The 20,591-nt window shown below is 65.4% G+C and carries 23 protein-coding genes; 9 read left to right on the top strand and 14 right to left on the bottom strand.

Going from position 1 to position 20,591, the window contains the following annotated elements; all coding sequences use genetic code 11:
* Positions 1-9: 9 nt before the first annotated feature.
* The 5 genes from C5689_RS06870 to C5689_RS06850 form a co-directional block, all read right to left on the bottom strand.
* Positions 10-1,491 carry a type II and III secretion system protein family protein gene (locus tag C5689_RS06870; RefSeq protein WP_244594613.1) on the bottom strand — a complete coding sequence of 494 codons (1,482 nt, stop codon included), beginning with the start codon at positions 1,489-1,491 and terminating at the stop codon, positions 10-12.
* 31 nt (positions 1,492-1,522) lie between these two features.
* Entirely contained in the window at positions 1,523-2,308 is a 786-nt protein-coding gene (gene cpaB / locus C5689_RS06865) for a Flp pilus assembly protein CpaB (protein WP_108916518.1), read from the bottom strand.
* Between the two features lie 139 nt (positions 2,309-2,447).
* Complete coding sequence (locus tag C5689_RS06860; protein WP_108916517.1) at positions 2,448-2,954, bottom strand: A24 family peptidase; 507 nt, start codon at positions 2,952-2,954, stop codon at positions 2,448-2,450.
* 137 nt (positions 2,955-3,091) lie between these two features.
* Positions 3,092-3,256 carry a Flp family type IVb pilin gene (locus tag C5689_RS06855; RefSeq protein ID WP_108916516.1) on the bottom strand — a complete coding sequence of 55 codons (165 nt, stop codon included), beginning with the start codon at positions 3,254-3,256 and terminating at the stop codon, positions 3,092-3,094.
* Positions 3,257-3,395: 139 nt separating this feature from the next.
* Complete coding sequence (locus C5689_RS06850; RefSeq protein ID WP_018265749.1) at positions 3,396-3,560, bottom strand: Flp family type IVb pilin; 165 nt, start codon at positions 3,558-3,560, stop codon at positions 3,396-3,398.
* Positions 3,561-3,794: 234 nt separating this feature from the next.
* Here C5689_RS06850 and C5689_RS06845 point away from each other — a divergent pair, with 234 nt between their 5' ends.
* Genes C5689_RS06845 through C5689_RS06835 form a run of 3 tightly spaced genes read left to right on the top strand, consistent with a single transcriptional unit; the run spans position 3,795 to position 5,689 of the window.
* Positions 3,795-4,262 (top strand): pilus assembly protein N-terminal domain-containing protein, encoded by a 468-nt coding sequence (locus C5689_RS06845; RefSeq protein WP_108916515.1) that lies wholly within the window; start codon positions 3,795-3,797, stop codon positions 4,260-4,262.
* A gap of 45 nt (positions 4,263-4,307) precedes the next feature.
* Positions 4,308-4,937, top strand: coding sequence for a TadE/TadG family type IV pilus assembly protein (locus C5689_RS06840; protein WP_108916514.1), 630 nt, complete (start codon positions 4,308-4,310; stop codon positions 4,935-4,937).
* Positions 4,934-5,689 (top strand): TadE/TadG family type IV pilus assembly protein, encoded by a 756-nt coding sequence (locus C5689_RS06835; protein WP_108916513.1) that lies wholly within the window; start codon positions 4,934-4,936, stop codon positions 5,687-5,689. The genes C5689_RS06840 and C5689_RS06835 overlap by 4 nt, the downstream gene beginning before the upstream one ends.
* A 4-nt stretch (positions 5,690-5,693) precedes the next feature.
* Here C5689_RS06835 and C5689_RS06830 read toward each other — a convergent pair whose 3' ends face one another.
* A complete protein-coding gene (locus tag C5689_RS06830) occupies positions 5,694-7,193 on the bottom strand; it encodes a phosphomannomutase/phosphoglucomutase (protein ID WP_108916512.1) in 1,500 nt (499 codons plus the stop codon).
* Between the two features lie 253 nt (positions 7,194-7,446).
* Between C5689_RS06830 and C5689_RS06825 the strand changes: the two genes are divergently transcribed.
* Complete coding sequence (locus tag C5689_RS06825) at positions 7,447-7,986, top strand: cytochrome b (protein ID WP_158271780.1); 540 nt, start codon at positions 7,447-7,449, stop codon at positions 7,984-7,986.
* 46 nt (positions 7,987-8,032) lie between these two features.
* Here the strand turns inward: C5689_RS06825 and C5689_RS06820 are convergent, their stop codons facing one another.
* The 5 genes from C5689_RS06820 to C5689_RS06800 all read right to left on the bottom strand — a co-directional run bounded on the left by C5689_RS06820 (position 8,033) and on the right by C5689_RS06800 (position 12,205).
* Positions 8,033-8,806 (bottom strand): DUF4261 domain-containing protein, encoded by a 774-nt coding sequence (locus tag C5689_RS06820; protein ID WP_108916510.1) that lies wholly within the window; start codon positions 8,804-8,806, stop codon positions 8,033-8,035.
* A 278-nt stretch (positions 8,807-9,084) separates the two neighbouring features.
* Complete coding sequence (locus tag C5689_RS06815) at positions 9,085-9,750, bottom strand: methyltransferase domain-containing protein (RefSeq protein ID WP_244594612.1); 666 nt, start codon at positions 9,748-9,750, stop codon at positions 9,085-9,087.
* Positions 9,747-10,793 carry a glycosyltransferase family 4 protein gene (locus C5689_RS06810; RefSeq protein ID WP_108916509.1) on the bottom strand — a complete coding sequence of 349 codons (1,047 nt, stop codon included), beginning with the start codon at positions 10,791-10,793 and terminating at the stop codon, positions 9,747-9,749. Before C5689_RS06810 ends, C5689_RS06815 begins: the two co-directional genes overlap by 4 nt.
* Complete coding sequence (locus tag C5689_RS06805) at positions 10,790-11,188, bottom strand: 6-pyruvoyl trahydropterin synthase family protein (protein ID WP_108916508.1); 399 nt, start codon at positions 11,186-11,188, stop codon at positions 10,790-10,792. Before C5689_RS06805 ends, C5689_RS06810 begins: the two co-directional genes overlap by 4 nt.
* Positions 11,189-11,200: 12 nt before the next feature.
* Entirely contained in the window at positions 11,201-12,205 is a 1,005-nt protein-coding gene (locus C5689_RS06800; protein WP_174800265.1) for a zinc-dependent alcohol dehydrogenase, read from the bottom strand.
* Between the two features lie 106 nt (positions 12,206-12,311).
* Here C5689_RS06800 and mdoH point away from each other — a divergent pair, with 106 nt between their 5' ends.
* Complete coding sequence (gene mdoH / locus C5689_RS06795) at positions 12,312-14,105, top strand: glucans biosynthesis glucosyltransferase MdoH (RefSeq protein ID WP_108916507.1); 1,794 nt, start codon at positions 12,312-12,314, stop codon at positions 14,103-14,105.
* 16 nt (positions 14,106-14,121) lie between these two features.
* Positions 14,122-14,445: a hypothetical protein gene (locus tag C5689_RS06790; protein ID WP_108916506.1), complete on the top strand. Its 324-nt coding sequence runs from the start codon at positions 14,122-14,124 to the stop codon at positions 14,443-14,445.
* Here C5689_RS06790 and C5689_RS06785 read toward each other — a convergent pair.
* Entirely contained in the window at positions 14,424-14,912 is a 489-nt protein-coding gene (locus C5689_RS06785) for a cupin domain-containing protein (RefSeq protein ID WP_108916505.1), read from the bottom strand. The genes C5689_RS06790 and C5689_RS06785 overlap by 22 nt on opposite strands.
* A 350-nt stretch (positions 14,913-15,262) precedes the next feature.
* Between C5689_RS06785 and C5689_RS06780 the strand changes: the two genes are divergently transcribed.
* Both C5689_RS06780 and aat read left to right on the top strand, forming a co-directional pair.
* Positions 15,263-17,212, top strand: a complete 1,950-nt coding sequence (locus C5689_RS06780; protein WP_108916504.1) for an acyl CoA:acetate/3-ketoacid CoA transferase — start codon at positions 15,263-15,265, stop codon at positions 17,210-17,212.
* Positions 17,213-17,392: 180 nt separating this feature from the next.
* Positions 17,393-18,100, top strand: a complete 708-nt coding sequence (gene aat / locus C5689_RS06775; protein ID WP_108916503.1) for a leucyl/phenylalanyl-tRNA--protein transferase — start codon at positions 17,393-17,395, stop codon at positions 18,098-18,100.
* On the opposite strand, the gene C5689_RS06770 is transcribed toward aat, so the two are convergent.
* On the bottom strand, positions 18,072-18,740 hold the full coding sequence (locus tag C5689_RS06770; protein ID WP_108916502.1) for a DUF2155 domain-containing protein: 669 nt from the start codon (positions 18,738-18,740) through the stop codon (positions 18,072-18,074). The genes aat and C5689_RS06770 overlap by 29 nt on opposite strands.
* A gap of 118 nt (positions 18,741-18,858) precedes the next feature.
* Positions 18,859-19,266 (bottom strand): NADH:ubiquinone oxidoreductase subunit NDUFA12, encoded by a 408-nt coding sequence (locus tag C5689_RS06765; protein WP_108916561.1) that lies wholly within the window; start codon positions 19,264-19,266, stop codon positions 18,859-18,861.
* Between the two features lie 241 nt (positions 19,267-19,507).
* Between C5689_RS06765 and pstS the strand changes: the two genes are divergently transcribed.
* The gene (pstS, locus tag C5689_RS06760; RefSeq protein WP_108916501.1) at positions 19,508-20,554 is read left to right on the top strand and encodes a phosphate ABC transporter substrate-binding protein PstS; all 1,047 of its coding nucleotides are present in this window, start codon (positions 19,508-19,510) and stop codon (positions 20,552-20,554) included.
* Positions 20,555-20,591: the final 37 nt, after the last annotated feature.

Genomic DNA, 20,591 nt, shown 5'->3' with positions numbered 1-20,591 from the left:
CGCCCGCGCTCAGTCTTGAATGAAGCCGATGCGGCCCTTCAGGCGCGGAACCGCTTGCGGATGTTGGGGATTGGCGTAGAGCCGATTGACGCGCCCGAGCAGCCATGCCTGCGGGTCGGAGGCGTCCGCGAAACCGTCGTCCGGCCGCGCCACGTCACGCGCCTGGATCGAACGCGCGATATAGGGCGTGATGACGATGAGCAGCTCGGTCTCGTTGCGGAGATAGTCGCGCGACCGAAACAGTGTCCCGATCACGGGCAGATTGAGCAAGCCGGGCAGACCGTTGACGGCTTGATCCGACTTCTGCTGCAAGAGCCCAGCCGTTGCGATGGAGGCGCCGGAGGGCAGCTCGACGCTCGTCTCGTTCTTGCGGGTCTTGAAGCCCGGAACTGTGACGCCATTGTAGGTTTGCGCGCCTTGGTAGTCGACCTCCGTCACTTCGGTGGCCAGATGCAGAAGAATGCGTCCTTCGGCGAGCACCACCGGCGTAAAGTTCAGCGAGACGCCATATTGCTTGAACACGATGCCGACGGTGCAGAGGATAGAGCTGCTGACGCAATTTCCGTTGCCGGGCACCGCGACTTCGCCTCCGACCGTGAATTTGGCGGATTCTCCCGAGACCGCGGTGACGGTCGGTTCGGCGAGGATGCGCGAGACGCCGTAGCGCTCATAGGCCTGGATCGTCGCTGTCGTGCCGTTCGGTCCGTTGAGGCTCAACGCGCTCGTGGTGAGCGCCCCATTTATCGCAAAGGGGTTTTGCTGAACCAGCTTGCCCCAGCCGCCCGTGAGGATCGTCTCCCCGGCGCTCTGCGCCGAAACGCCGAGCTGCTTGATCACGCGCCGCTGCACTTCGGCGACGGTGACCTTCAGCATCACCTGATCTTGCGTATTGATGGTGAGCGCATTGACGACGAGCCCTTCGCCGCCCGCTCCATTGCCCTGCGACGAAGCCGATCGGGCGGCGAAGCCTTTGGCGATGTCGACGGCGCGCTGCGCCTCGGCCGCCGACTCCACAGTGCCCGTGAGGATGATCGTGTCATTCACCGTGCGCGCCGTAATGTTCGATTTGGGAAGCGCGGCGCGCAGCAGAGGACCGAGCTCGCCGACGTCGCGACCAATGCTGATCTCGAGATTGGCGATCTGCCGCCCGGCGCGATCGATGGCGAAAATCGTGGTTTGACCGGTTTCCGCGCCCATGATGTAGAGCTTGCGCGCCGAACGAACGACCGCGTTGGCGACCTTGGGGTTGCCGATCACGATTTCAGACGCCTCCGCCGGCAGATCGACGATGATCGATTTGCCGACGCCCATGGCGATGCGCCGCGACAACAGCGCGTCCGAGCCCGTTTCGACTCCCGGCCTCTCCAGGGCGAATGCCGGAGCCGCCGCCAACGAGACGCCCGTGAGCGCGAGGATCGCGAGAGCCGCGGCTCCCGACAGACGACACGCCGAGGCGTTCATGCGCTTCGTTCCGCTTTCGATTTTCGCCATAGGGCGCTGTCCTTCGATGAGCAGCATCACGTCACCGCGTGCGCATGGTTGTCGGGACGCCGAAGCGCACGACCGTGAGCGAATCGTCCGCCGCCGACGCCTGCTTGTCGTCGTCATGCGCGTCCGCCATGGAGCGCAGCATGAGCGCCAATTGGCCAGTGCGCTGCGCGAGAATGACGAGCTCGGCCTGGCGCGGCTCGAGATCCAGCGTGGCGGTCGCCCCGGTGACGACGGATTCGCCGTTCTTGGTCTCGACGATCGGCCCGATCGCCATCACGCGCACATTGGTCAAAATGATTTCCGACGAGAGATCGGCGGCGCCTTCGCGGCCGCGATCGGCGTCGCGGAATGTGCGCATCACATCGACATGATCATTGGGAAGTATGAATCCGCCGGCAGTGGTGTTGGGCGAAATGTCGATCGCGACGGCGCGATGTCCGGCCGGAAGCAGCGTCGACATCAGCCCGGCGGTCGGCCCTTTGACGAGTCGCTCGCGCCGCACCGGCTCGCCATTGGAGATCGGATTGCGGACATAGGAGCCGCGCAGCTCCTCTTTGGCGCTCGGCGCCTCGCTCTTGCGCAGCACGCCCTGCGGCACGGCCCCGATCGGCCATTCGATCCAATTTGTGTCCGGCTCCGCGAGCGCCGTGCCGTAAGAGAGATCGCGCGTCGCCACCAAGACATTGTCAGTCTGCGGCTGCGTGGGGATCATTTGAACGATCTTCGGCGCCTCGGGAGCCGATCCGCTCATCATCAGAAAGGCTCCGCCGCCCGCTGCGACAGCGACGCCGAGAACCACGATCTGCGCCTTGTTCATTTGCTTCCAGTCCGATCGCCCCAGCTAGAACGGAGCAGTCAGAATGAAAGCGGAAAAACGTCAAATTATGGTTAATCGCCGGTAAGAGACCGGCTCATTTCCGGATTCGCGGCGGTGCGGCTTTCGCGCTCCGCGCAAATCACGCCGCCGTGAGCAGCGTCCAGAGCTGGGAATTCGGATAGACCGCGATCCCGGCGATCGCCAGCGCGATTCCATATGGGACCCCCTCGGTCGCGTCGCACAAATGAGCGAGCCGGGGCGAATCGACGACGAAGCGCGGCTCGTATCGGCGCAGAGCGAGGATCGCGAGAGTGAGCGCGCCGCCCGCGAGAGACGCCACGAGCGCGTAATCGGCGAGATGCTCGAAGCCGAGCCACAAGGCCGTGGCGGAGGCGAGCTTGGCGTCGCCGCCCCCCATCCAGCCGCGATTGAACATCAAAAACGTCGCCACCAGAACCGCCGCTCCGCAAGCGACATGCGAAAGCACGCTGTCGAGCGGCATTGCGGCCCATGCGGCGAAGACGGCGAAGAAGCCGATGAGCGCCAGCGAGACGCGGTTGGGAATCGTCATAGTGAGAAGATCGGCGAAGGCCGAAAACGCCATGAGCGCCGGAAAGAGAATCAGCGCGGCGGCGGCTGCGATCATGAGCGTCGTTCCTGTCGCCGCGCCTTTTTCGTCTGCGACAAAGGCGCCTCTCGAATTTGCGTTGCGCGCGCCGAAAGCGCGCGCGATTCGCGCGTCGCGCGGCGAGGAGCCGACGCGCGCGCACGAGTCGTGATCGCTCAGCTGAGGTTCTGGGCGATCTTGTTGAAGGTCTGGGACAGATTGCTGCCCACGAGCTTCACGGCCGTGATGATGATAACGGAAATCAGCGCGCCGATCAGGCCATATTCGATAGCCGTGGCGCCGGACTCGTTGTCGAGAAATTTCAAAAACGACGATTTCATCGTCCACTCCCGATATTTGGCGTCGCAATTCGACGCCGGCTGACCGAGCCGGCCGGCCCGTTCGAGCCGGCCTGCGGCGGATTTGCGAGCGCTGACGAGCTCTCGTCGCGGCGGCGACGAGATCGTCCCCCGCCCGACCTCAGCTCAGATTCTGAGCGATCTTGTTGAAGGTCTGGGACAGGTTGCTGCCGACGAGCTTCACCGCGGTGATGATGATGACCGAAATCAGCGCGCCGATCAGGCCGTATTCGATGGCGGTCGCGCCGGACTCGTCCTTTACGAACCGCGAAAACAAGCTCTTCATACTCGTGCTCCTCGCTCTATTGACTGCGTCCCCGCGGCGCGCTCGTCGAACACGCTCGCCGGACCGTTCGAGACCCTACGTAGAACTTCTTGCAAACGCGTTAATCCCATTATCGACCGACGAAATTCGCCGCGCGAAATCGCAGCTCCGTCTCATTTTCAGCAATGATTCACTATTACGTGGTTTTCTCGAGCCGGAGCCTCGCAAAGGCACGGATTGTTTCAGAGGTGCGTGATGCGCTCGACGCGTTTTTCTGGTTATTTGGCGCTGCTGGTCTGCGTGACGGTCTCGGCCGGCGTCGCAGTGGCGCGCGACGGCGAGCGACGCGGCGTCTTCGTCGATATCGATCACGCTCGCGTCGTGCGTATGCCGGAAGGAGCGCAGACGCTGATCGTCGGCAATCCGCTCGTCGCCGATGTGACCATGCTGAAGACAAATCGTCTCATGGTGGTCACGGGAAAAAGCTTCGGGTCGACCAATCTCATTCTGCTCGATCCGACCGGCAATCAGGTCGGCGAGGAAACCATCACCGTGGTTCAGCCTATGAACAAGCTGGTCGTGCTGCGCGGCGCCCGACGCGAATCCTATGCGTGCGCGCCCGATTGCGCGCCGACCGTCGATCTCGGCGACGACAAGGACTATACGGCGCGCGTTCTCGAAGCGGTCAAGCAGCACGAGGCCTCCTCATCGCCCAAGCGCTGACAAAGCTGCGTCACCACGCCCTTTCGGGCCATATGGGTTCGAGATATGAGCGGAGAAGAGAATTCATCGCGACAGGCGATGCACAGCCTCGCGGCGAGCCTCATTCGATTCGGGCGCGATCGCGACGCGGCGCTCGCGGTCGAATTCGCTATGGTGCTCGTCCCGATGCTCGGTCTGCTCGGCGCGATTTTCGAGACCGGCATCGTCTATTTCAAGAGCCAGCAGCTGCAGATCGCCACCCAACGTGCGAGCCGCGCCGTGCTGACGCACAGCCTCGGCAGCATGACCTATCAGAGCTTCATCGATAATTACGTCTGCACATGGCAGTCGACGGGCGCCGTCGCCGCGGGCACGCTGAGCAAATCCTTCGATTGCTCGAAGCTTCTCGTCGATATCGCCGACGTCGGCACTGGAACGGACTGGTCGAGCGCCTCCACCTCCAACGCCTTTTATCTCGCCCCTCCGTCGTCGAGCGCGACGATCACAATGCCGGCCCCCGGACATATCGCCGTGGTGCGCATCGTCTATCCCATGCCGGCGGTGACGGCCATTCTCACCGGCGGAATTTTGACCGGCATAACGCTCGGCAAGACAACCAGCGGCGAGGTCGCTTACAGCAATCGCTGGACGCATCTCTTGTTCGGCGTCGCCGCCTTTCGCGTGGAGCCGACGTGAACCGCCCCTGCGCCGAGCGCCGCGACGCGCGCGCCCTCCTCGCGGAGAATCGCGCCTTCGCCGCGGTCGAATTCGCGCTCATGCTGCCGCTCGTCCTCATCGTCTATCTCGGCCTCGCGGAGCTGGCGCTCGGGCAGCGCGCGAGTCAAAAGGTCGAGCTCGTCGCGCATACGCTCTCGGATCTCGCCGCGCAGCAATTGACCGGCGGCTCGAATCCCGGCCAGGCCGGGATCGACGAGACGACGATTAAAGCGATTTTCTCGGCCGCGACGACGCTGATGGCGCCGCTGCCGAGCTCCAATTTGAAGATGACGATTTCCGAGGTCGCCATCGTCGCCGACGCCACACAGGCGAGCGGCTACAAGGCCACCGTGCAATGGAGCGTCACCAGAAACTCCGGCGCGCTGCGGCCCTGCACGATCGGCGGAGTCGCCAAGCTCAACGCCGCCGATGTGGCGCCCGTCGACCCGAACTCGATGCCGACGAGCTATACGACCGCGAAATCGGTGACGCTGGCCAACGCCGGCGGCGGCTCGACGACGACGAGCGTGACGCCCACCGTCGGATCGATCATCGTCGCCGATGTGATCTACACTTATCAGCCCTCGTTCAGCCGCACGATCACCTGGCTGAAGACCGCGACGCCGCAGATGTCTCGCACCAGCTATTCGCCGGTGCGCAACACCTACAGCCCCAATCACATTCAATATTACATGACGAGCGGAACCAATTGCACGCCCGGCACGCCGTGAGCGATCAGATCGTCTGATTATAGGCGCCGACTTCCGGATTCTCGCGCAGCACGGCGTCGACGGCGTGGAACATCTCGCGCATCCGCGCCTCGGACACCGGGCTCTCGACGACGACGACCAGCTCCGGCTTGTTCGACGAGGCGCGCACCAGGCCCCAGGTGCCGTCGGCGGTCGTCACGCGCACGCCATTCACGGTGACGAGATCGCGAATCTTTTGTCCCGTGAAGGCGACGCCCTCGGCCTCCATCTTCTGGAAGCGCGCAATGACCTTGTCGACGACGCCATATTTCGTCTCGTCCGCGCAATGCGGCGACATGGTGGGCGAGCCCCAGGTCTTGGGCAGAGCGGCGTAGAGGTCGGACATGGACTTGGTCGGATTGCGATCGAGCATCTGCAGCACATGCACCGCCGTCAGAAGGCCGTCGTCATAACCGCGGCCGACCGGCGCGTTGAAGAAGAAGTGCCCGGACTTCTCGAAGCCGGCGAGCGCTTTGAGCTCCGTGACGCGGCGCTTGATGTAGGAATGGCCGGTCTTCCAATAATCGGCCTTCACATTGCGCGAGAGCAGCTCTGGATCGGTCGCGAACAATCCCGTCGATTTCACATCGACGACGAAGGTCGCGCCGGGATGCAGCTTGGAAAGATCGCGCGCCAGCATAACGCCGATCTTATCGGCGAAAATCTCCTCGCCCTTATTGTCGACGACGCCGCAGCGATCGCCGTCGCCGTCGAAGCCGAGCCCGACATCGGCGCCGCTCTCGCGCACCTTGTCGGCCATGGCGTGCAGCATATGCAGGTCTTCGGGGTTCGGATTGTAATGCGGGAAATTATAGTCGAGCTCGGTGTCGAGCGGCACGACCTCGCAGCCGATGCGCTCCAGCAGCTGGGGCGCGAAGGCGCCGGCCGTGCCATTGCCGCAGGCGGCAACCACTTTCAGCTTGCGGGAGAGTTTCACGCCCGAGGCGAGATCGTCGAGATAGCGCGCGCCGAAATTATCGACATAGCGATAGGAGCCGCCCTCGGCGAAACGGAAAGCGCCGGCGAGCACGATCTCCTTGAGACGCGTCATCTCCACGGGGCCGAAGGTGACGGGACGCTGCGCGCCCATCTTCACGCCGGTCCAGCCATTGTCATTGTGCGAGGCGGTGACCATGGCCACGGCCGGGACATCCAAGGCGAATTGCGCGAAATAGGCCATGGGCGAGAGCGCGAGGCCGATGTCGTGCACGCGCACGCCCGCGGCCATCAGGCCGGAAATCAGCGCGAGCTTGATGGAGGCCGAATAGGCGCGATAGTCGTGGCCCGTCGCCAGCTCGAGCGGCACGCCCATCTCATGCAGCAGCGTGCCCAATCCGAGACCGAGCGCCTGCACCCCCATGAGGTTGAGCTCTTTCTCGAACAGCCAGCGCGCGTCATATTCGCGAAAGCCCGTCGGCTTCACGAGCGGCGTCGTCTCATAGGCGTAAGTGTTCGGGGCGAGATCGGAAACGGGGGTCGGAAACATCGCATCTCCTGAAGGGCGAAGGGCGTTGGGCAAGGACATAAGGGAAAAGCGCCGCTCCGCATACCAAGGCGCGGCACCCTTCCACAATCCTCCGCTCGTCGCGGCGGAGGCCGTCTGGACATAGAGCGGGACTCCCGCCCTCTGGCCTTATAACCTTTTTTTTATGATCGAATTGTGCCGCTCTCGCCTCATGCTTTCCGCGCCGCTCGATCGCGCGTTCGGAAACAATGGACGATCTCGAAAGGAGCCTCTCATGTTCGCCCCACCGCTCTACTCGCCGCTCGCCAAAGCGCTGCATTGGATCATCGCGGCTCTATTGCTGTTTTTGCTGCCGATCGGCGTCGTCATGGCCGATCTCGACAAAGGGCCGTTGCAGGATGATTTGTTCGTGCTGCACGAATCGGCGGGCCTCCTCGTGCTGGCGCTGATGGTTCCGCGCCTCTCCGCGCGGCTGCGCCGCCGGGCGGAAGCGGGCCGGAATATCGCTCCGGCCGAGCGCCTCGTCTCGAACGCCACGCATCTGACGTTATATCTGCTGATGTTCGCGGCGCCGCTCGTCGGCTGGCTGGCGCTGTCGGCCTATGGGCTCCGGCCGAGCTTCTTCTGGCTCGGCCATCTTCCGGCGCTCGCGCCCAAGGACGAGCCCTTGTCGAAGCAGCTGTTCTCGTTCCATGAAATCATGGGCTGGGTCATTGTGGCGCTGATCGTTCTGCACATCGCCGGCGCGGTCCGCCACCGCCTGGCGGGCGACGATGTGATCTGGCGAATGCTTCCCGATTCGTGGCGCAAATAGCGAAAGCGGCGGGGCGACGGCGCTCGTTCGCCCCGCCCCGTCGGCGTCAGGCGTGGCCTTGGGTCGGGAAATACAGCCGATACACATTCTGTCCCGGCGCGACGACCGAGGCCTCCCGGCGCACGACGATTTTGGTGTCGGCGTCGGGACCGATGGTGTCGCCGTCGCCCAACACATCCCCGGACTCGATCAGAAAAGCCGCGAGATCGATCAAAAAGCCGTTGAGCTCGCGCGGATCGTCGCGATAGCCGCGGGTCTCGATCTCCATCAGGCCGAAAGCGTTCAGCCCTTTGGTGATCGCCGAAACGCCGCCCTCGGGATCGCGGCCGAGCGCCACCGCCACGCAGAAGGGAACCGGCGGCTCGTCGCCGCTCTTCGACACCGCCTCCGCAACGAGCGCGGCCGGCCAAAGCGCGTCGGAGCCGGCGAAATGCACCGCGCAGGCGGAGGGCGTCGCCTCGATCACCGCCGCGACGGCGCGACCGAGCAGGCGCGCGCGCGCTTTGGCGTCGGCGCCGCCGGTCGCGGCCACCACCACATGGCCGGCATGGCCTTCGATCGCCGGCCAGACGTCCTGCCAATGCCAGGCATAGGCGACGCAGGGGTCGTCCTTGGCGATGGGCGCCGGCTCTGTGACGCCGCCGATCGCCGCTATCGCGCCATCGACGAGAAACACGCTCGTGTCGCCGGGCACGTCTTTTTCGGGAGTCTGCGCCTGCGGCAGATGGCGGCGGATCGCGGAGCCGAGCGCCTCCCCCTCGGGAAGCCGCCCGTCCTTCGAGAGAACGAGCGCGAGCATTGTGTCATTGGGGGCGGCCATTGCCGGGCTCCGGGTGAAAGGTGACAGGTCTTGCGAGAGGCCGGAAGCGGCCGTCTGGAACAGCGAATTTCTAGCACAGATGGCGCCATCCTGGAGCGCAGGCTCCAGAGGTTCCGACCGACGGCTTCATCCGCCCTTCGGCCGCGCGAACATGTCCGAATGGCCGATTTCGCATTCCGCCGCTTTTCGGCGAGCCCGGCGCCAATCCTCGATCGTTTCCGCTGAAACCTCGCCGGTCTCGGCGACGGCCGCCGCCGAACCTTCTGCCAGAGCCGCGATCAGCGCCGCCTCCGCCGCGCCGAGACGCCAGGGGCTCGGCGCGGTCTCGACCTCATAACCCCGACGCTCCAGCGCTTTCGCCAAAAGCCCCGCCGCGCGAGGCCCGCCGCCCGATGGCGATGGAAAGCAGCCAACATCCGCGCATCGGCGGCGTGGGGCGGCGTCCAGCGCTCTTCGCCGGAATAGCTCAATATCGCATAGAGCGGCAGCCGGCGCGCCGCGATCTGCTCTGCAAATCTGTCGAGCCATTGCGGCGAGACGAGATCGAGAAAGGCCGCCGAGGTCACGAGGTCGGCTTCCCCCGCCAGCGCCGCTCCCGCGCCGCAGGAAAGATCCGCGACCCGAAATTCTGCCTCGAGACGCCGAGCGCCTTTGGCGAGACACAGAATGTCTCCCCCCTCGGCCACATCCGCCCAGGCGGCGAGGCGCGCGCGGGCGGCGGCCAGCAGCGCCGGATCGTGATCGACGAGGAGCCATTTCTGCCGCGCCGGCAAATGTTCCGCGAGACCGCGCAGATTGGAGCCGGCGCCACATGCGAGATCGACGATGGTCAAAGATTCGCGATCCGCGAAGGCGCGGGCGACGCTCTCGCGCAGAGCGGGATTGCGCGCAGCGTGATCGGCGCCCTCGCGCAGATCGAGCCATTCGGCCGAAAAGCCGCTCATGCGATCCCCTTTATGACAGAGGCGACGATGCGCGCCGTCTCGTCCCAGCGCGGCAACGCCTGTCCGGCCCGCCAGGACGCCTCGCCGAGACGCGCCCGCAAGGCCGGATCGGAGACGATCGCGCGCAGCGCCTCGCGCAGCGCGGCCACATCGCCCGGCGGAATTTTCAGCGCGGCGGAATCGGCGATGGTTTCTCCCGCCGCTCCGCCGGTCGCGGCGACGATCGGCAATCCGCGCGCCAGCGCTTCGGCGAGCGCCATACCGTAACCCTCATGCAGCGAGGAGGAGACGAAGACATCCGCGCCGCGATAGGCCGCCTCCAGCGCCTCCCCCGAGAGCTCGCCGACGAGCGCGACCCTCGTGTAGAGCCCTTTCGCCTCTATGAGCCGCGCGAGATCGGCCGCCGTCTGCGGCGAATGGCCGGCGCCTCCGACAATGGCGAGACGCCAGTCGAGATCGGCAAGGCCGCTCAACGCCTCGACCAAGACATCGAAACCCTTGCGCGGAATGAGCGAGCCGACGGCGAGCAGCGCCGGCGCGCCGCCCGAGCCCCTTGCGCGCGCGGCCGGATCTGTTCCCGGCCGAGCGATGGTCAGCCTGCGCTCCGACGCGCCGAAATCGCGGATCAGCGTCTCGCCCGTGTGCGGACTCGTGGCGATCACACGGGCGGCGAGCGCCAGCGCCCGGCGCTCGCTCTCGCCCAATGCGGCGGCGCGGGCGGGAGAGAGCCCCGATTCGAGGCAGAGCGGATGATGGCAGAGCGCGACGATCGGCGCGGCGATGGCCGCGATCGCCGTCTCGGAGAGCGCGCCATAGGCGAGGCCGTCGATGAGCGCGACGTCGTCGACGGTGAGCTCTCGCTCGAAAATCTCGGCGACGGCGGCCTCCTCCGCCGCTGTCGGATGCGGAAAACCGCCCGGCAGCGCGAGATGGACGGCCGCGACGCCTCGGCGCGCAAACTCCGCCAGCAGGCGGCGGTCATAGCCATAGCCGCCGGTTCTGGCGCGCAAGTCTCCGGGAATGGCGAAGACGATTCGCCTCACACGGGCCCCTCGAACCAGGCGCGGGCGACATGGGATTCGTGCAAGGTCACGCGAATGCGCGAAATCCCCTCGCCGCCCGGCCCCAGCGCGCCCGAGCGAGCGGCGGCGGCCATGGCGTCGAAAATATGCCGCGAGAGAAATTCAGTCGTCGTCTGCCGGCCCTCGAACTGCTCGATCTCGTCGAGATTCCGATAGTTCAGCGGCGCCAGCGTCGCCTTCAGCGCGTCATGGGCGCGGCCTATGTCGACGACCACTTCGTCGGCGGTCAGCGTCTCGCGGAAAAAGGCGACGTCGACGACGAAGGTCGCGCCGTGCAGACGCTGCGCCGGGCCGAACAGTTCGCCCTTGAAACTATGGGCGATCATAATGTGGTCGCGGACTTCGACTGCGTACATTTTCTTCTCCGTTCAATAGCGAAACAAGGTTGCGAGGCCGCTCGCCCCGGGCGCGAGGACACGCGCGATCTCGCGCGGCGCGTCGGCGAAGGCGATTTCCTCGGCGATGAGCGCGTCGAGGCGCGGATCGGCGAGCAGCTCCAGCGCTTTGTCGAGTCGGCGGGCATAGGTCCAGCGCGGCCGCCGCGAGGGCGCGACCTGCCCCACCTGGGACGAGACGAGCCGCAGCCGGTTGGCGTGAAAAGCGCCGCCGAGCGGCGCGGCCACCTGACCCTCGCCATACCAGCTCAATTCGATGATCGTCGCTTCCAGTCCGGCCGCGGCGAGCGACAGCGCCAGCCCCTCCGGCGAGGCGCTGGCGTGGAACACGACATCGGCCCCCTGCCCCTCCAGAGCCTCGGCGCCGACGAAGCGCGCGCCCAGACTCTCCAAAATCTGCGCGCGGGACGGCTCGCGGTCATACGCCAGAACCTCGGCGCCCGGCAGGCGCGCGGCCAGAGCGGCGACGAGCATCCCAACGACCCCGGCGCCGATGACGACGATGCGGTCGCCGGGCCCCGCGCCCGCATCCCACAGAGCGTTCAACGCCGTCTCCATATTGGCGGCCAGCGTGGCGCGCCGCGCCGGCGTCGCCTCGGGAACCGGCCGCAACATGGCGATGGGCGCGACGAATCGGTCCTGATGCGGATAGAGGCAGAAGACGATGCGGCCCAAAAGCTCGGCCGGCCCCGCCGCCACGCGACCGACGGCGCAATAGCCATATTTCACCGGGAAGGAGAAAGCGCCCTCCTGAAACGGCGCGCGCATCCGCTCCCATTCCGAACGCGGCGCCCGCCCTTCGAAGACGAGCCGCTCGGTGCCGCGGCTGACGGCGCTCCACAGCGTTTCGACCAGCGCCTCGTCCTGCCCCGGCGGCGCCAGCGGAACGGCGCGAAGGCGCGCCTCGCGCGGCGCCTCGATCCACAGAGCGCGGGCATCATTCCCACCATTTAGATAGGATTTTTGTGAATCGCCCAATTTACAAACCTCATGCTGCGCCGCTATTGCTAGAGCACGGCGGCCCGACGCGCCAGCCGATTTTCCATCCGATTTTCCTGCGCTCGCATAGGAAACGACGACGAGAATGTCCGCCGCCGCCCCCGCCGGCCTTCAGAGCCGCGCCCAACTCTTCCGACGCCGCCTGATCGTCGCCGCGATCAACGCCACCGTCTATCTCGCTCTGCTGATCTGGCTCGCCGATATTCTCGGACAAGGCGGCTGGAGCCTCATCGAGGCGGCGCTCTTCCTCGCCTTCGCCATCGCCGCGCCGTGGAGCGTGCTCGGCGTCTGCAACGCCGTTCTCGGCTTCTGGCTGCTGCATTTTCGTCTGCATCCGCTCGACAGCGTCGCGCCTTTCGCCCGCGCCGGGGAGACGCGGCGCCGGCTCCGCACGCGCGCCGCGATCACGCTGACGATCCGCAATGAGGACGCAGCGCGCGCGCTGACGCGCCTCGCCGCCATGAAGGCCGATCTCGATGCGACCGGCGAAGGCGCGCGCTTCGATTGGTTCGTGCTGAGCGACACCACCGATGCGCGCATCGCCGCGCAGGAGGAGACCGAATTCGCCCGCTGGCGCGATAGGGAAGGCGCCGAGGCGCCGAAGCTGCTTTATCGCCGGCGCGCCGACAATATCGGCTACAAGGCCGGCAATATCCGCGACTTTTGCGAGCGCTTCGGCGGCGCTTACGAATTCATGATCCCGCTCGACGCCGACAGCCTCATGGACGGCGCGACGATTTTGCGGCTCATGCGGATCGGCGAGGCCTATCCGCGCATCGGAATCATTCAGAGCCTCGTCGTCGGCGCGCCGTCGCGCTCGGCCTTCGCGCGCATCTTTCAATTCGGGATGCGCGCCGGAATGCGGACCTATACGATGGGCGCGGCCTGGTGGGGCGCCGATTGCGGCCCCTTCTGGGGCCATAATGCGCTGGTGCGCATCGCGCCTTTCACAGCCTATTGCGCCCTGCCGCTCCTCTCCGGCGGAGGCCATATTCTCTCGCATGATCAAATCGAGGCGGCGCTGATGCGGCGCGCCGGCTATGAGGTGCGCGTGCTGCCGGCGGAGAGCGGCAGCTATGAGGAAAATCCGCCGACACTGCTCGAATTCCTGCGCCGCGATCTGCGCTGGTGCCGGGGCAATATGCAATATATCGAGCTGCTCGCTCTGCCCGGGCTCCTTCCGATGAGCCGCTTTCAGCTCGTCTGGGCGATCGCCATGTTCATCGGCGCGCCGGCCTGGACGGCGATCATTCTGCTCGGCGCGCTGCTGCCGCTCGTTCAGGACGTCTCGAATTTTCCTTCGCAGTCGGCGGCGACGCTCTATCTTCTCTTTCTCCTGCTCTATCTCGCGCCCAAGCTCGCCGGCTACGCCGATATAGCAATGACGCCGGGCGGCGCGCGACGCTACGGCGGCGCGGCCCTCCTGGCGCTCGGCGCGGGGCTGGAGATCGCCGCCTCCTTCGTCATCGGCGCTGTCACGAGCTTCAGCGTCACTCTGCTGCTGGCGCGCATGATTCTGCGCGGCGGCTCGGCCGGTTGGGACGCGCAAACACGCGACGCGCATGGTCTGGACGCAGGAGAGACGGCGCGCGCGCTGCGCCCTGCATTCCTGTTCGGCGCGCTGGTTCTCTCGCTCGCCGCCGTTTCGGCGCCGGCGCTGGCGCTCTGGTCGGCGCCCTCGACCTTCGGATATATCGTCGCAATTCCCTTTGCGCTGGCCAGCGCTTCGCCTAATCTCGGAGCTTGGTTCGCCCGCATGGGACTCTGCGGCGTCCCGGAAGAATTCGCGCCTCCCGCGATCTTCGGCCGGCTGCAGCGCCGACCCGAGCGAAAAGAGGAGGCGGAAGCGGTTGCGACGCCCGCGGCGTTCGATCGCTAATTCTGCATGAGGGCCGATGGAAGCAGACGCTCGAGCAAAAGACGAAGCGCTCAGAAAAGAGCTCCGCGCCTCGCTGCGCGTGCTGCGCTCGAAGGGCGCGGACGGCCGGCCTCTCCCCCCGCGCATTGCACCGCGCCTCGTCGTCGTGGCGCCGCAGCCGGCCGCAGACGAACCTCTGCCCACGGCGCTCCGCATTCTCGTATCGGCCTCGCTCGCCGCCGTTCTGCTATTGGGCGTCTCGGCGCTTTCCGACGCCGCGGCGCACGCCATGAATGCGATGGAGCGACGCTCCATCGCCTCGCTGGATACCAGCCGCTCTCACTTCGGCTTCGGCCAATAGCCCTGCGGAGCGCCCGGCGCCCCCACTTGCGTCGTCTCCACCGGCCCTTCGCCGGAGATCTGAATGACGACCTCCTCCTCGCCCGCGCCATCCCAATGCACGCCGCCGGCCGGATGCAGCACATAGGAGCCCGCCGTCACCGGCCGCGCCTTTTTGAAATCCAGTTCCTCGCCGACGCCGTTCCACCATGTGCCCTTCACCACCACGGCGTAACGATCGCGCGAATGGAAGTGCGGGTTGGAATGATGGCCGGGCGGAAAACGCACGCGCACCACATAGAGGCCGGGCTTGGACGGATCGCCGGCGAGCACCGCCTGCGCGGGTCCGAGGCCGAGCGGGCTCTTGAACGGGACCTCGTCGGCGGGCGTATAGACGAAACTCTTTTCCGGCTCGGCGCCAATGTGTGACGATTGCGCAAGGAGGGTCGCCGCTGCGGCGCCCGCCAGGAGAAATCTGAGCTTGCTCATAGTCTGCTCTGTCGACGCCGTAGGAAATCGCATAGCGCGGCCGCGCCTCACCGCCCAAGGCTGGAGCATAATCACTAAAATCTATAAGATAAATATTATTTTATCCACGGAAGACGCGCTTTCCGGCGCCGCAATGCGCTCGCCTCGCTGCGACGCCGAGACGCAGTCGCCGGACGGATTTGGCGCTCTTTCGCGACTGCGGCCTTTTCCTGGCGCTATTGCGAAACCCTGTCGCAAACTCTAGTGTCGGCGCCGGTTCGACACCGGGCGCCCATGAATGGCGGATGCGGGAAAAGACGAGCGCCCGCGGCCTTCGCCCTGCCGGGCCGCGAGGAGGAAACCAGAGGGAAATGAACAACAAGAACAACAAGGTCATTACCGCCGACGAAGCAATTGCGCTCATCAGCGAAAATGACGTTCTGACCACGACCGGCTTTGTTCAGAGCTGCATTCCGGAGGCGCTGCACGCCGCGCTGGAGAAGCGCTTCGTCGAGACCGGCGGGCCGCGCGGCCTCACGCTCATCATGACCGCCGGCGCCGGCGACAGCAAAGGGCTCGGCACTGGCCGCCTGCACCACGAGGGCCTGCTGCGCCGGGTCATCGCCGGCAATTTCGGCCGTATGCCCAAGGTCGCACAGGCCGCCGCCGAGAACAAGATTCTCGGCTACAACCTGCCGCAGGGCGTCATTTCCCAGCTCTATCGCGCCTGCGCCGCGGGCCAGCCCGGCCTCTTCTCCAAGGTCGGCCTCTATACTTATGTCGATCCGCGCTTCGGCGGCGGCCGCGTCAACGAAGTGACGACGGAAGAGATCGTCAAGCATGTCGTCATCGACGAAGAAGAATGGCTCTTCTACACGGCGACCAAGATCGACGTGGCCTTCATCCGCGGCACCAGCGCCGACCCTTCCGGCAATATCAGCATGGAGAAGGAGGCGCTGACGCTGGACGTGCTCGCCCAGGCCATGGCCGCGCATAATAATGGCGGCATCGTCATCGCCCAGGTCGAGCGCATCGTCGAGGCCGGCTCCATCCGCCCGAAGGATGTGAAGGTTCCGGGCATTCTGGTCGATTGCGTGGTCGTCGCCGATCAGCCCGAGCTGCACCGGATGAATTACGGCGTCATGTACAATCCGGCGCTGGCCGGAGAGATCCGCGTCCCGGTCGAGAGCATGGCGAAAATGCCGCTCGACGCGCGCAAGATCATCGCACGCCGCGCCGCCTTCGAGCTGCCGCCCAATGGCGTCGTCAATCTCGGCGTCGGCGCGCCGGAGGGCATAGCCGCAGTCGCCAATGAAGAGAAGCTCACGCCCTTCATCACTCTGACGACGGAAGCCGGCGCCATTGGCGGCGTGCTCGCCTCGGGCTCCTCCTTCGGCTCGGCCACCAACGCCGATTCGATCATCGATCAGAACACGCAATTCGACTTCTATGACGGCGGCGGCCTCGACATGACCTGCCTCGGCATGGCCGAATGCGACGAGCAGGGCAATGTGAACACCAGCCGCTTCGGCGGACGCCTCAACGGCTGCGGCGGCTTCATCAACATCAGCCAGAACGCGCGCAGCGTCGTTTTCGCCGGCACTTTCACGGCCGGCGGGCTCGAGATCGCGATTCAGGACGGCGAGGTGAAAATCCTCAAGGAAGGCCGCGCGCGCAAATTCCTGAAATTCGTCGAGCAGGTGACGTTCAGCGGCAAATATGCGCAGAAGCGCGAGCAGCCGGTGATCTATGTCACCGAGCGCTGCGTCTTCCAGCTGAAGAAGGAAGGCCTAGAGCTGATCGAGGTCGCACCGGGCATAGACATAGAGCGGGACATTCTCCCGCATATGGACTTCAAGCCCATCGTCAAGCATCCGATCCCGATGGACAGGCGCATCTTCATCGACGAGCCGATGGGGCTGATCTCCGATCTGCTCAATCTCGATCTGCAGGATCGCGTGAGTTATGACGCCGATCGCAATATTCAGTTCCTCAATCTCGAGGGCTGGAGCGCGCGCTCCAAGCGCGATATCGACGATCTGCGCAAAATGCTGATCGATGCCTGCCAGAAGATCGACAAGCGTGTCAATCAGGTCGTCAATCTCGACAATTTCCGCATCAGCGAGCATCTCTACGATTACTATGCGGAGATGATCCAATATATGCTGGAGAACTATTATCTGACGACGACGCGCTATACGACCAGCGCCTTCCTGCGCTTGAAGCTCAAGGAAGCGCTGAGCAAGCGCGGCATCGCTCCGCATGTCTTCGAGCGCAAGGAGGATGCGCACAGCTTCCTCGAGGTGATCGGCGAGGGCTGACGACGCCGAAGACGCGGCGGGGCCTATCCACCCTCCCCTTCGGAGGGTCGGCCAGCGATAGCTGGACGGGGCGGGGTTCAACGACGAAGACGAGGGGGCCGAGCGCATTCGCGCTCGATCTCCGCTCACCTGGAGTGGAACGCTCTCGATTCCGGCGCGCATTGCGCTACAATCTGCGAAATGTCGCGCCCTTCACACGCAGATTACGCCATCACGCCGCAGATCCTGCTGCGCGCCTATTCGATCGGCCTTTTCCCTATGGCGGAAAGCGCCGACGAAGAGCAGCTTTTCTGGGTCGACCCCCAGGAGCGCGCCATTTTCCCGCTGGATGCGTTCAAGGTCTCGCGTTCGCTCGCCAAAACCATTCGCTCGGACCATTTCGAGGTCCGGGTCGATACGGATTTCGACGCCGTGATAGCGGCTTGCGCCGCCTCCGCGCCCAAGCGCGAGAACACTTGGATCAATTCTGAGATCAAGCGGCTCTATCGCAAGCTGTTCGACATGGGCTTCGCCCATACGGTCGAGTGCTGGCGGGAGGGGCGGCTGGTCGGCGGCCTCTATGGCGTCTCCATGCGCGCCGCTTTTTTCGGCGAGAGCATGTTCCACGTCGAGACCGACGCCTCCAAGGTGGCGCTGGCGCATCTCGTCGCGCGGCTGGTCAAAGGCGGCTTCCGCCTGCTCGACACGCAATTCATAACCACGCATCTGGCCTCGCTCGGGGCGATCGAGATAGGCCGCGACGCCTATCATGGGCTTTTGGAAGAGGCTTTGTCGGCTCCGGCCCGCTTCGCCGCCTGGCCGGACGATTCGCCCGTGCCCGGACGCGAGATCGTCGCCATATTGCGGCGGGAGCCGGAGATCAGAACGGAAAAGGCGATGGAGCCGTAGCGGGCGCCGGAGCCTGCTGAGCCGACGGCTTCTTTTTCTTCTTCTTGGGCTTTTCGGCCGGCGCCGCGGCCGCGGGCTCGGCGCTCTCCGGGGCCTTCGCGCCCTCTGGCGGAACCGAATCGCGCGGCCCGATCGGCGCCGCCTCGACCGGAACGGGGGCGATTGGCTCCACCTTGCGCGAGCGGGAGCGCTTCTTCTCCTGCGGAGCGGCCGGGGCGGCGGGCTCGCTCGCGGGAGCCTGAACCGTCTCCTTGCCGCCGCGGCAATCGACCAGCCAGACGTCATAGACGGGATGCTCGACGCCATGCAGGCCGGGGCTCGCGGCGAACATCCAGCCGGAGAAAATCCGCTTGGCCTCGTTCTTCCCCGTATCCTGCTCGTCGACCTCGACGAATCCCGTTGTCTGAGGGGCTTCGGTCTGGGGACGCGTGTTGCAGACGCGGGGCGTCACCTGCAGCGAGCCGAATTGCACGGTCTCGTCTATAGCGACGTCGAAATTGATGATTCGGCCGGTCGTCTTGTCGAGCCCGGCGAATATAGCGGTCGGATTGCGGATCGGATCGGCGGCCGCCGCGCCGAGGCCAATGAGCAAGGCGGCCCCGGACAGAGCGAAACGCAGGCGGAAGCAGCGGGAGATCATAATCGGGTCTCGTTTCCGATCTCTGGCTCGGGCCGGCCGCCCGCGCCTCATGCGCCGTCGTTGAATAGGAAGAGCGTGGCGGATCGATGGTCGCGGGCGAAGCCGCGACCGTCTCGCCTCAAGCCTCGGGGGTCCAGGCCTGATAGTCGCCGCCGGCGGGAGCGCGGCGGCCCTCCGCCAGGATCGAACCAGGCGGATGATAAGCGGCAGAAGTGCCGGTCAGATTGGGGCGATAGGGAAGCTCCCATTCCTTCGGCGCGTATTTCTCCTGGGTGGGCGGCGTGTCGACCGTGTGGTGCAGCCAGCCATACCAGCCGGGCGGCGTCGCCGAGCCCTCGGCATAGCCCTTATAGATGACCCAGCGGCGCTCGAAGCCGAGCGCCTTGTCCTTCTTGCCGCCGCGGCGGCGGTAATAGACGTTGCCGAACTCATCCGTCCCGACGCGCTCACCATAGAGCAGCGTCCACAGGCCCGTGCTGAGCGTCGCCCGGTTCCACCAGGTGAAGAAGCGAATGATGTAGGACATGTCGGAAGCGTCCAAGAATGTTTGCGTGGCTCCTTATTGCGTCAAGACGGCGCAATGTCCAGTCGGGCGCGCCACTTCCGCGTCGTGAGCTTTGCTTTTGGCGCGAAGTCGTGGAAAAGGAGGCGTGTGACAGAAAGACGACAGCCGCCGCGCCGCCAAGGCGCGCCGCAGAGAGCTGAAACCATTGACTTCCAGCTCTCGCGGACAAGAGCCTCGCGTCGAAATTCCAAGGGACGGCCGCATGATTTCCAAGGCTTCGAGGCTCATTGTTCACGCCGCGCTAGCGGCAATCCTTTCCATGGGGAGCGCGCGCGCCCTCGATATTTCCGGCGCCGGCGCGACTTTTCCCCTGCCCGTCTACGCCAAATGGGCGCAGAGCTATTCGAAGGAAACCGGCAATCGCGTCAATTATCAATCGATCGGCTCGGGCGGCGGCATACGGCAGATCAAGGCGCGCACCGTCACTTTCGGCGCCTCCGACCAGCCGCTGACGGCGAAGGAACTCGACGCCGCCGGGCTCATCCAATGGCCGCAAGTGGTGGGCGGCGTCACCCCCGTCGTCAATTTGGATGGGATCGGAGCCAATGAACTCGTCCTCGACGGGCCGCTCCTCGCCCGCATCTACCTCGGCGAGATCAAGCTTTGGGACGATCCGGCGATCCGCGCCCGCAATCCGAAGCTCACTCTGCCGGCGAAGCCGATCGTCGTCGTGCATCGCTCCGACGGCTCCGGCACCACTTTCTGCTTCACCGATTATCTCTCCCGCGTCTCCGCCGATTGGAAGGAGAAGGTCGGCGAGAACGTCGCCGTGGAATGGCCGCTCGGCCTCGGCGCCAAGGGAAATGAAGGCGTCGCCAATAATGTCGCCACGACGAAGGGCGCCATCGGCTATGTGGAATTCGCCTACGCCAGGCAGAACCAGCTCACCACCGTCAGCCTGGTGAACAGCGACGGCAAGATCGTCGCGCCGGGCAAGGAGAGCTTCGAGGCCGCCGCCGCCAACGCCGATTGGGCGAGCGCGCCGGGCTTTTTCCGCCTGCTCACCGGGCAGCCGGGCGCCGCCTCCTGGCCGATCGCGGCGGCGACCTTCATTCTGCTGCCCAAGCAGCCGCAGGATTCGGCGGCGGCGCTGGAGGCCCTGAAATTCTTCGACTGGGCCTTCGCCAAAGGCGCAGCGGCGGCCGAAGAGCTCGATTTCGAGCCCATGCCGCCCTCCGTTGTGACTCTCATCCGCAAGAGCTGGGCGGCCAATGTGAAGGATGCGAATGGAAAACCGCTGCTGAACTGACCATAAAGGCGAAGGGGCCCGCTGGCGGCCTTCGATT

The organism is Methylosinus sporium, assembly GCF_003113265.1.
GTDB classification, from domain to species: Bacteria; Pseudomonadota; Alphaproteobacteria; order Rhizobiales; family Beijerinckiaceae; genus Methylosinus; species Methylosinus sporium.
The sequence above is the reverse complement of the archived record's forward strand: the minus strand, read 5'-3'. Positions and strand labels throughout refer to the sequence as shown.

Bases quoted from the DNA above. Each gene is read 5' to 3' on its own strand.
- mdoH (WP_108916507.1), top strand. From the start codon at position 12,312: ATGTCCGCCGCCGCCCCCGCCGGCCTTCAGAGCCGCGCCCAACTCTTC.
- C5689_RS06805 (WP_108916508.1), bottom strand. From the start codon at position 11,188: ATGTACGCAGTCGAAGTCCGCGACCACATTATGATCGCCCATAGTTTC.
- C5689_RS06820 (WP_108916510.1), bottom strand. From the start codon at position 8,806: ATGGCCGCCCCCAATGACACAATGCTCGCGCTCGTTCTCTCGAAGGAC.
- C5689_RS06765 (WP_108916561.1), bottom strand. From the start codon at position 19,266: ATGTCCTACATCATTCGCTTCTTCACCTGGTGGAACCGGGCGACGCTC.
- C5689_RS06770 (WP_108916502.1), bottom strand. From the start codon at position 18,740: ATGATCTCCCGCTGCTTCCGCCTGCGTTTCGCTCTGTCCGGGGCCGCC.
- C5689_RS06785 (WP_108916505.1), bottom strand. From the start codon at position 14,912: ATGAGCAAGCTCAGATTTCTCCTGGCGGGCGCCGCAGCGGCGACCCTC.
- C5689_RS06790 (WP_108916506.1), top strand. From the start codon at position 14,122: ATGGAAGCAGACGCTCGAGCAAAAGACGAAGCGCTCAGAAAAGAGCTC.
- C5689_RS06780 (WP_108916504.1), top strand. From the start codon at position 15,263: ATGAACAACAAGAACAACAAGGTCATTACCGCCGACGAAGCAATTGCG.
- C5689_RS06860 (WP_108916517.1), bottom strand. From the start codon at position 2,954: ATGATCGCAGCCGCCGCCGCGCTGATTCTCTTTCCGGCGCTCATGGCG.
- pstS (WP_108916501.1), top strand. From the start codon at position 19,508: ATGATTTCCAAGGCTTCGAGGCTCATTGTTCACGCCGCGCTAGCGGCA.
- cpaB (WP_108916518.1), bottom strand. From the start codon at position 2,308: ATGAACAAGGCGCAGATCGTGGTTCTCGGCGTCGCTGTCGCAGCGGGC.
- C5689_RS06845 (WP_108916515.1), top strand. From the start codon at position 3,795: ATGCGCTCGACGCGTTTTTCTGGTTATTTGGCGCTGCTGGTCTGCGTG.
- C5689_RS06870 (WP_244594613.1), bottom strand. From the start codon at position 1,491: ATGGCGAAAATCGAAAGCGGAACGAAGCGCATGAACGCCTCGGCGTGT.
- C5689_RS06830 (WP_108916512.1), bottom strand. From the start codon at position 7,193: ATGTTTCCGACCCCCGTTTCCGATCTCGCCCCGAACACTTACGCCTAT.
- C5689_RS06825 (WP_158271780.1), top strand. From the start codon at position 7,447: ATGTTCGCCCCACCGCTCTACTCGCCGCTCGCCAAAGCGCTGCATTGG.
- C5689_RS06815 (WP_244594612.1), bottom strand. From the start codon at position 9,750: ATGAGCGGCTTTTCGGCCGAATGGCTCGATCTGCGCGAGGGCGCCGAT.
- C5689_RS06850 (WP_018265749.1), bottom strand. From the start codon at position 3,560: ATGAAGAGCTTGTTTTCGCGGTTCGTAAAGGACGAGTCCGGCGCGACC.
- C5689_RS06855 (WP_108916516.1), bottom strand. From the start codon at position 3,256: ATGAAATCGTCGTTTTTGAAATTTCTCGACAACGAGTCCGGCGCCACG.
- C5689_RS06840 (WP_108916514.1), top strand. From the start codon at position 4,308: ATGAGCGGAGAAGAGAATTCATCGCGACAGGCGATGCACAGCCTCGCG.
- aat (WP_108916503.1), top strand. From the start codon at position 17,393: ATGTCGCGCCCTTCACACGCAGATTACGCCATCACGCCGCAGATCCTG.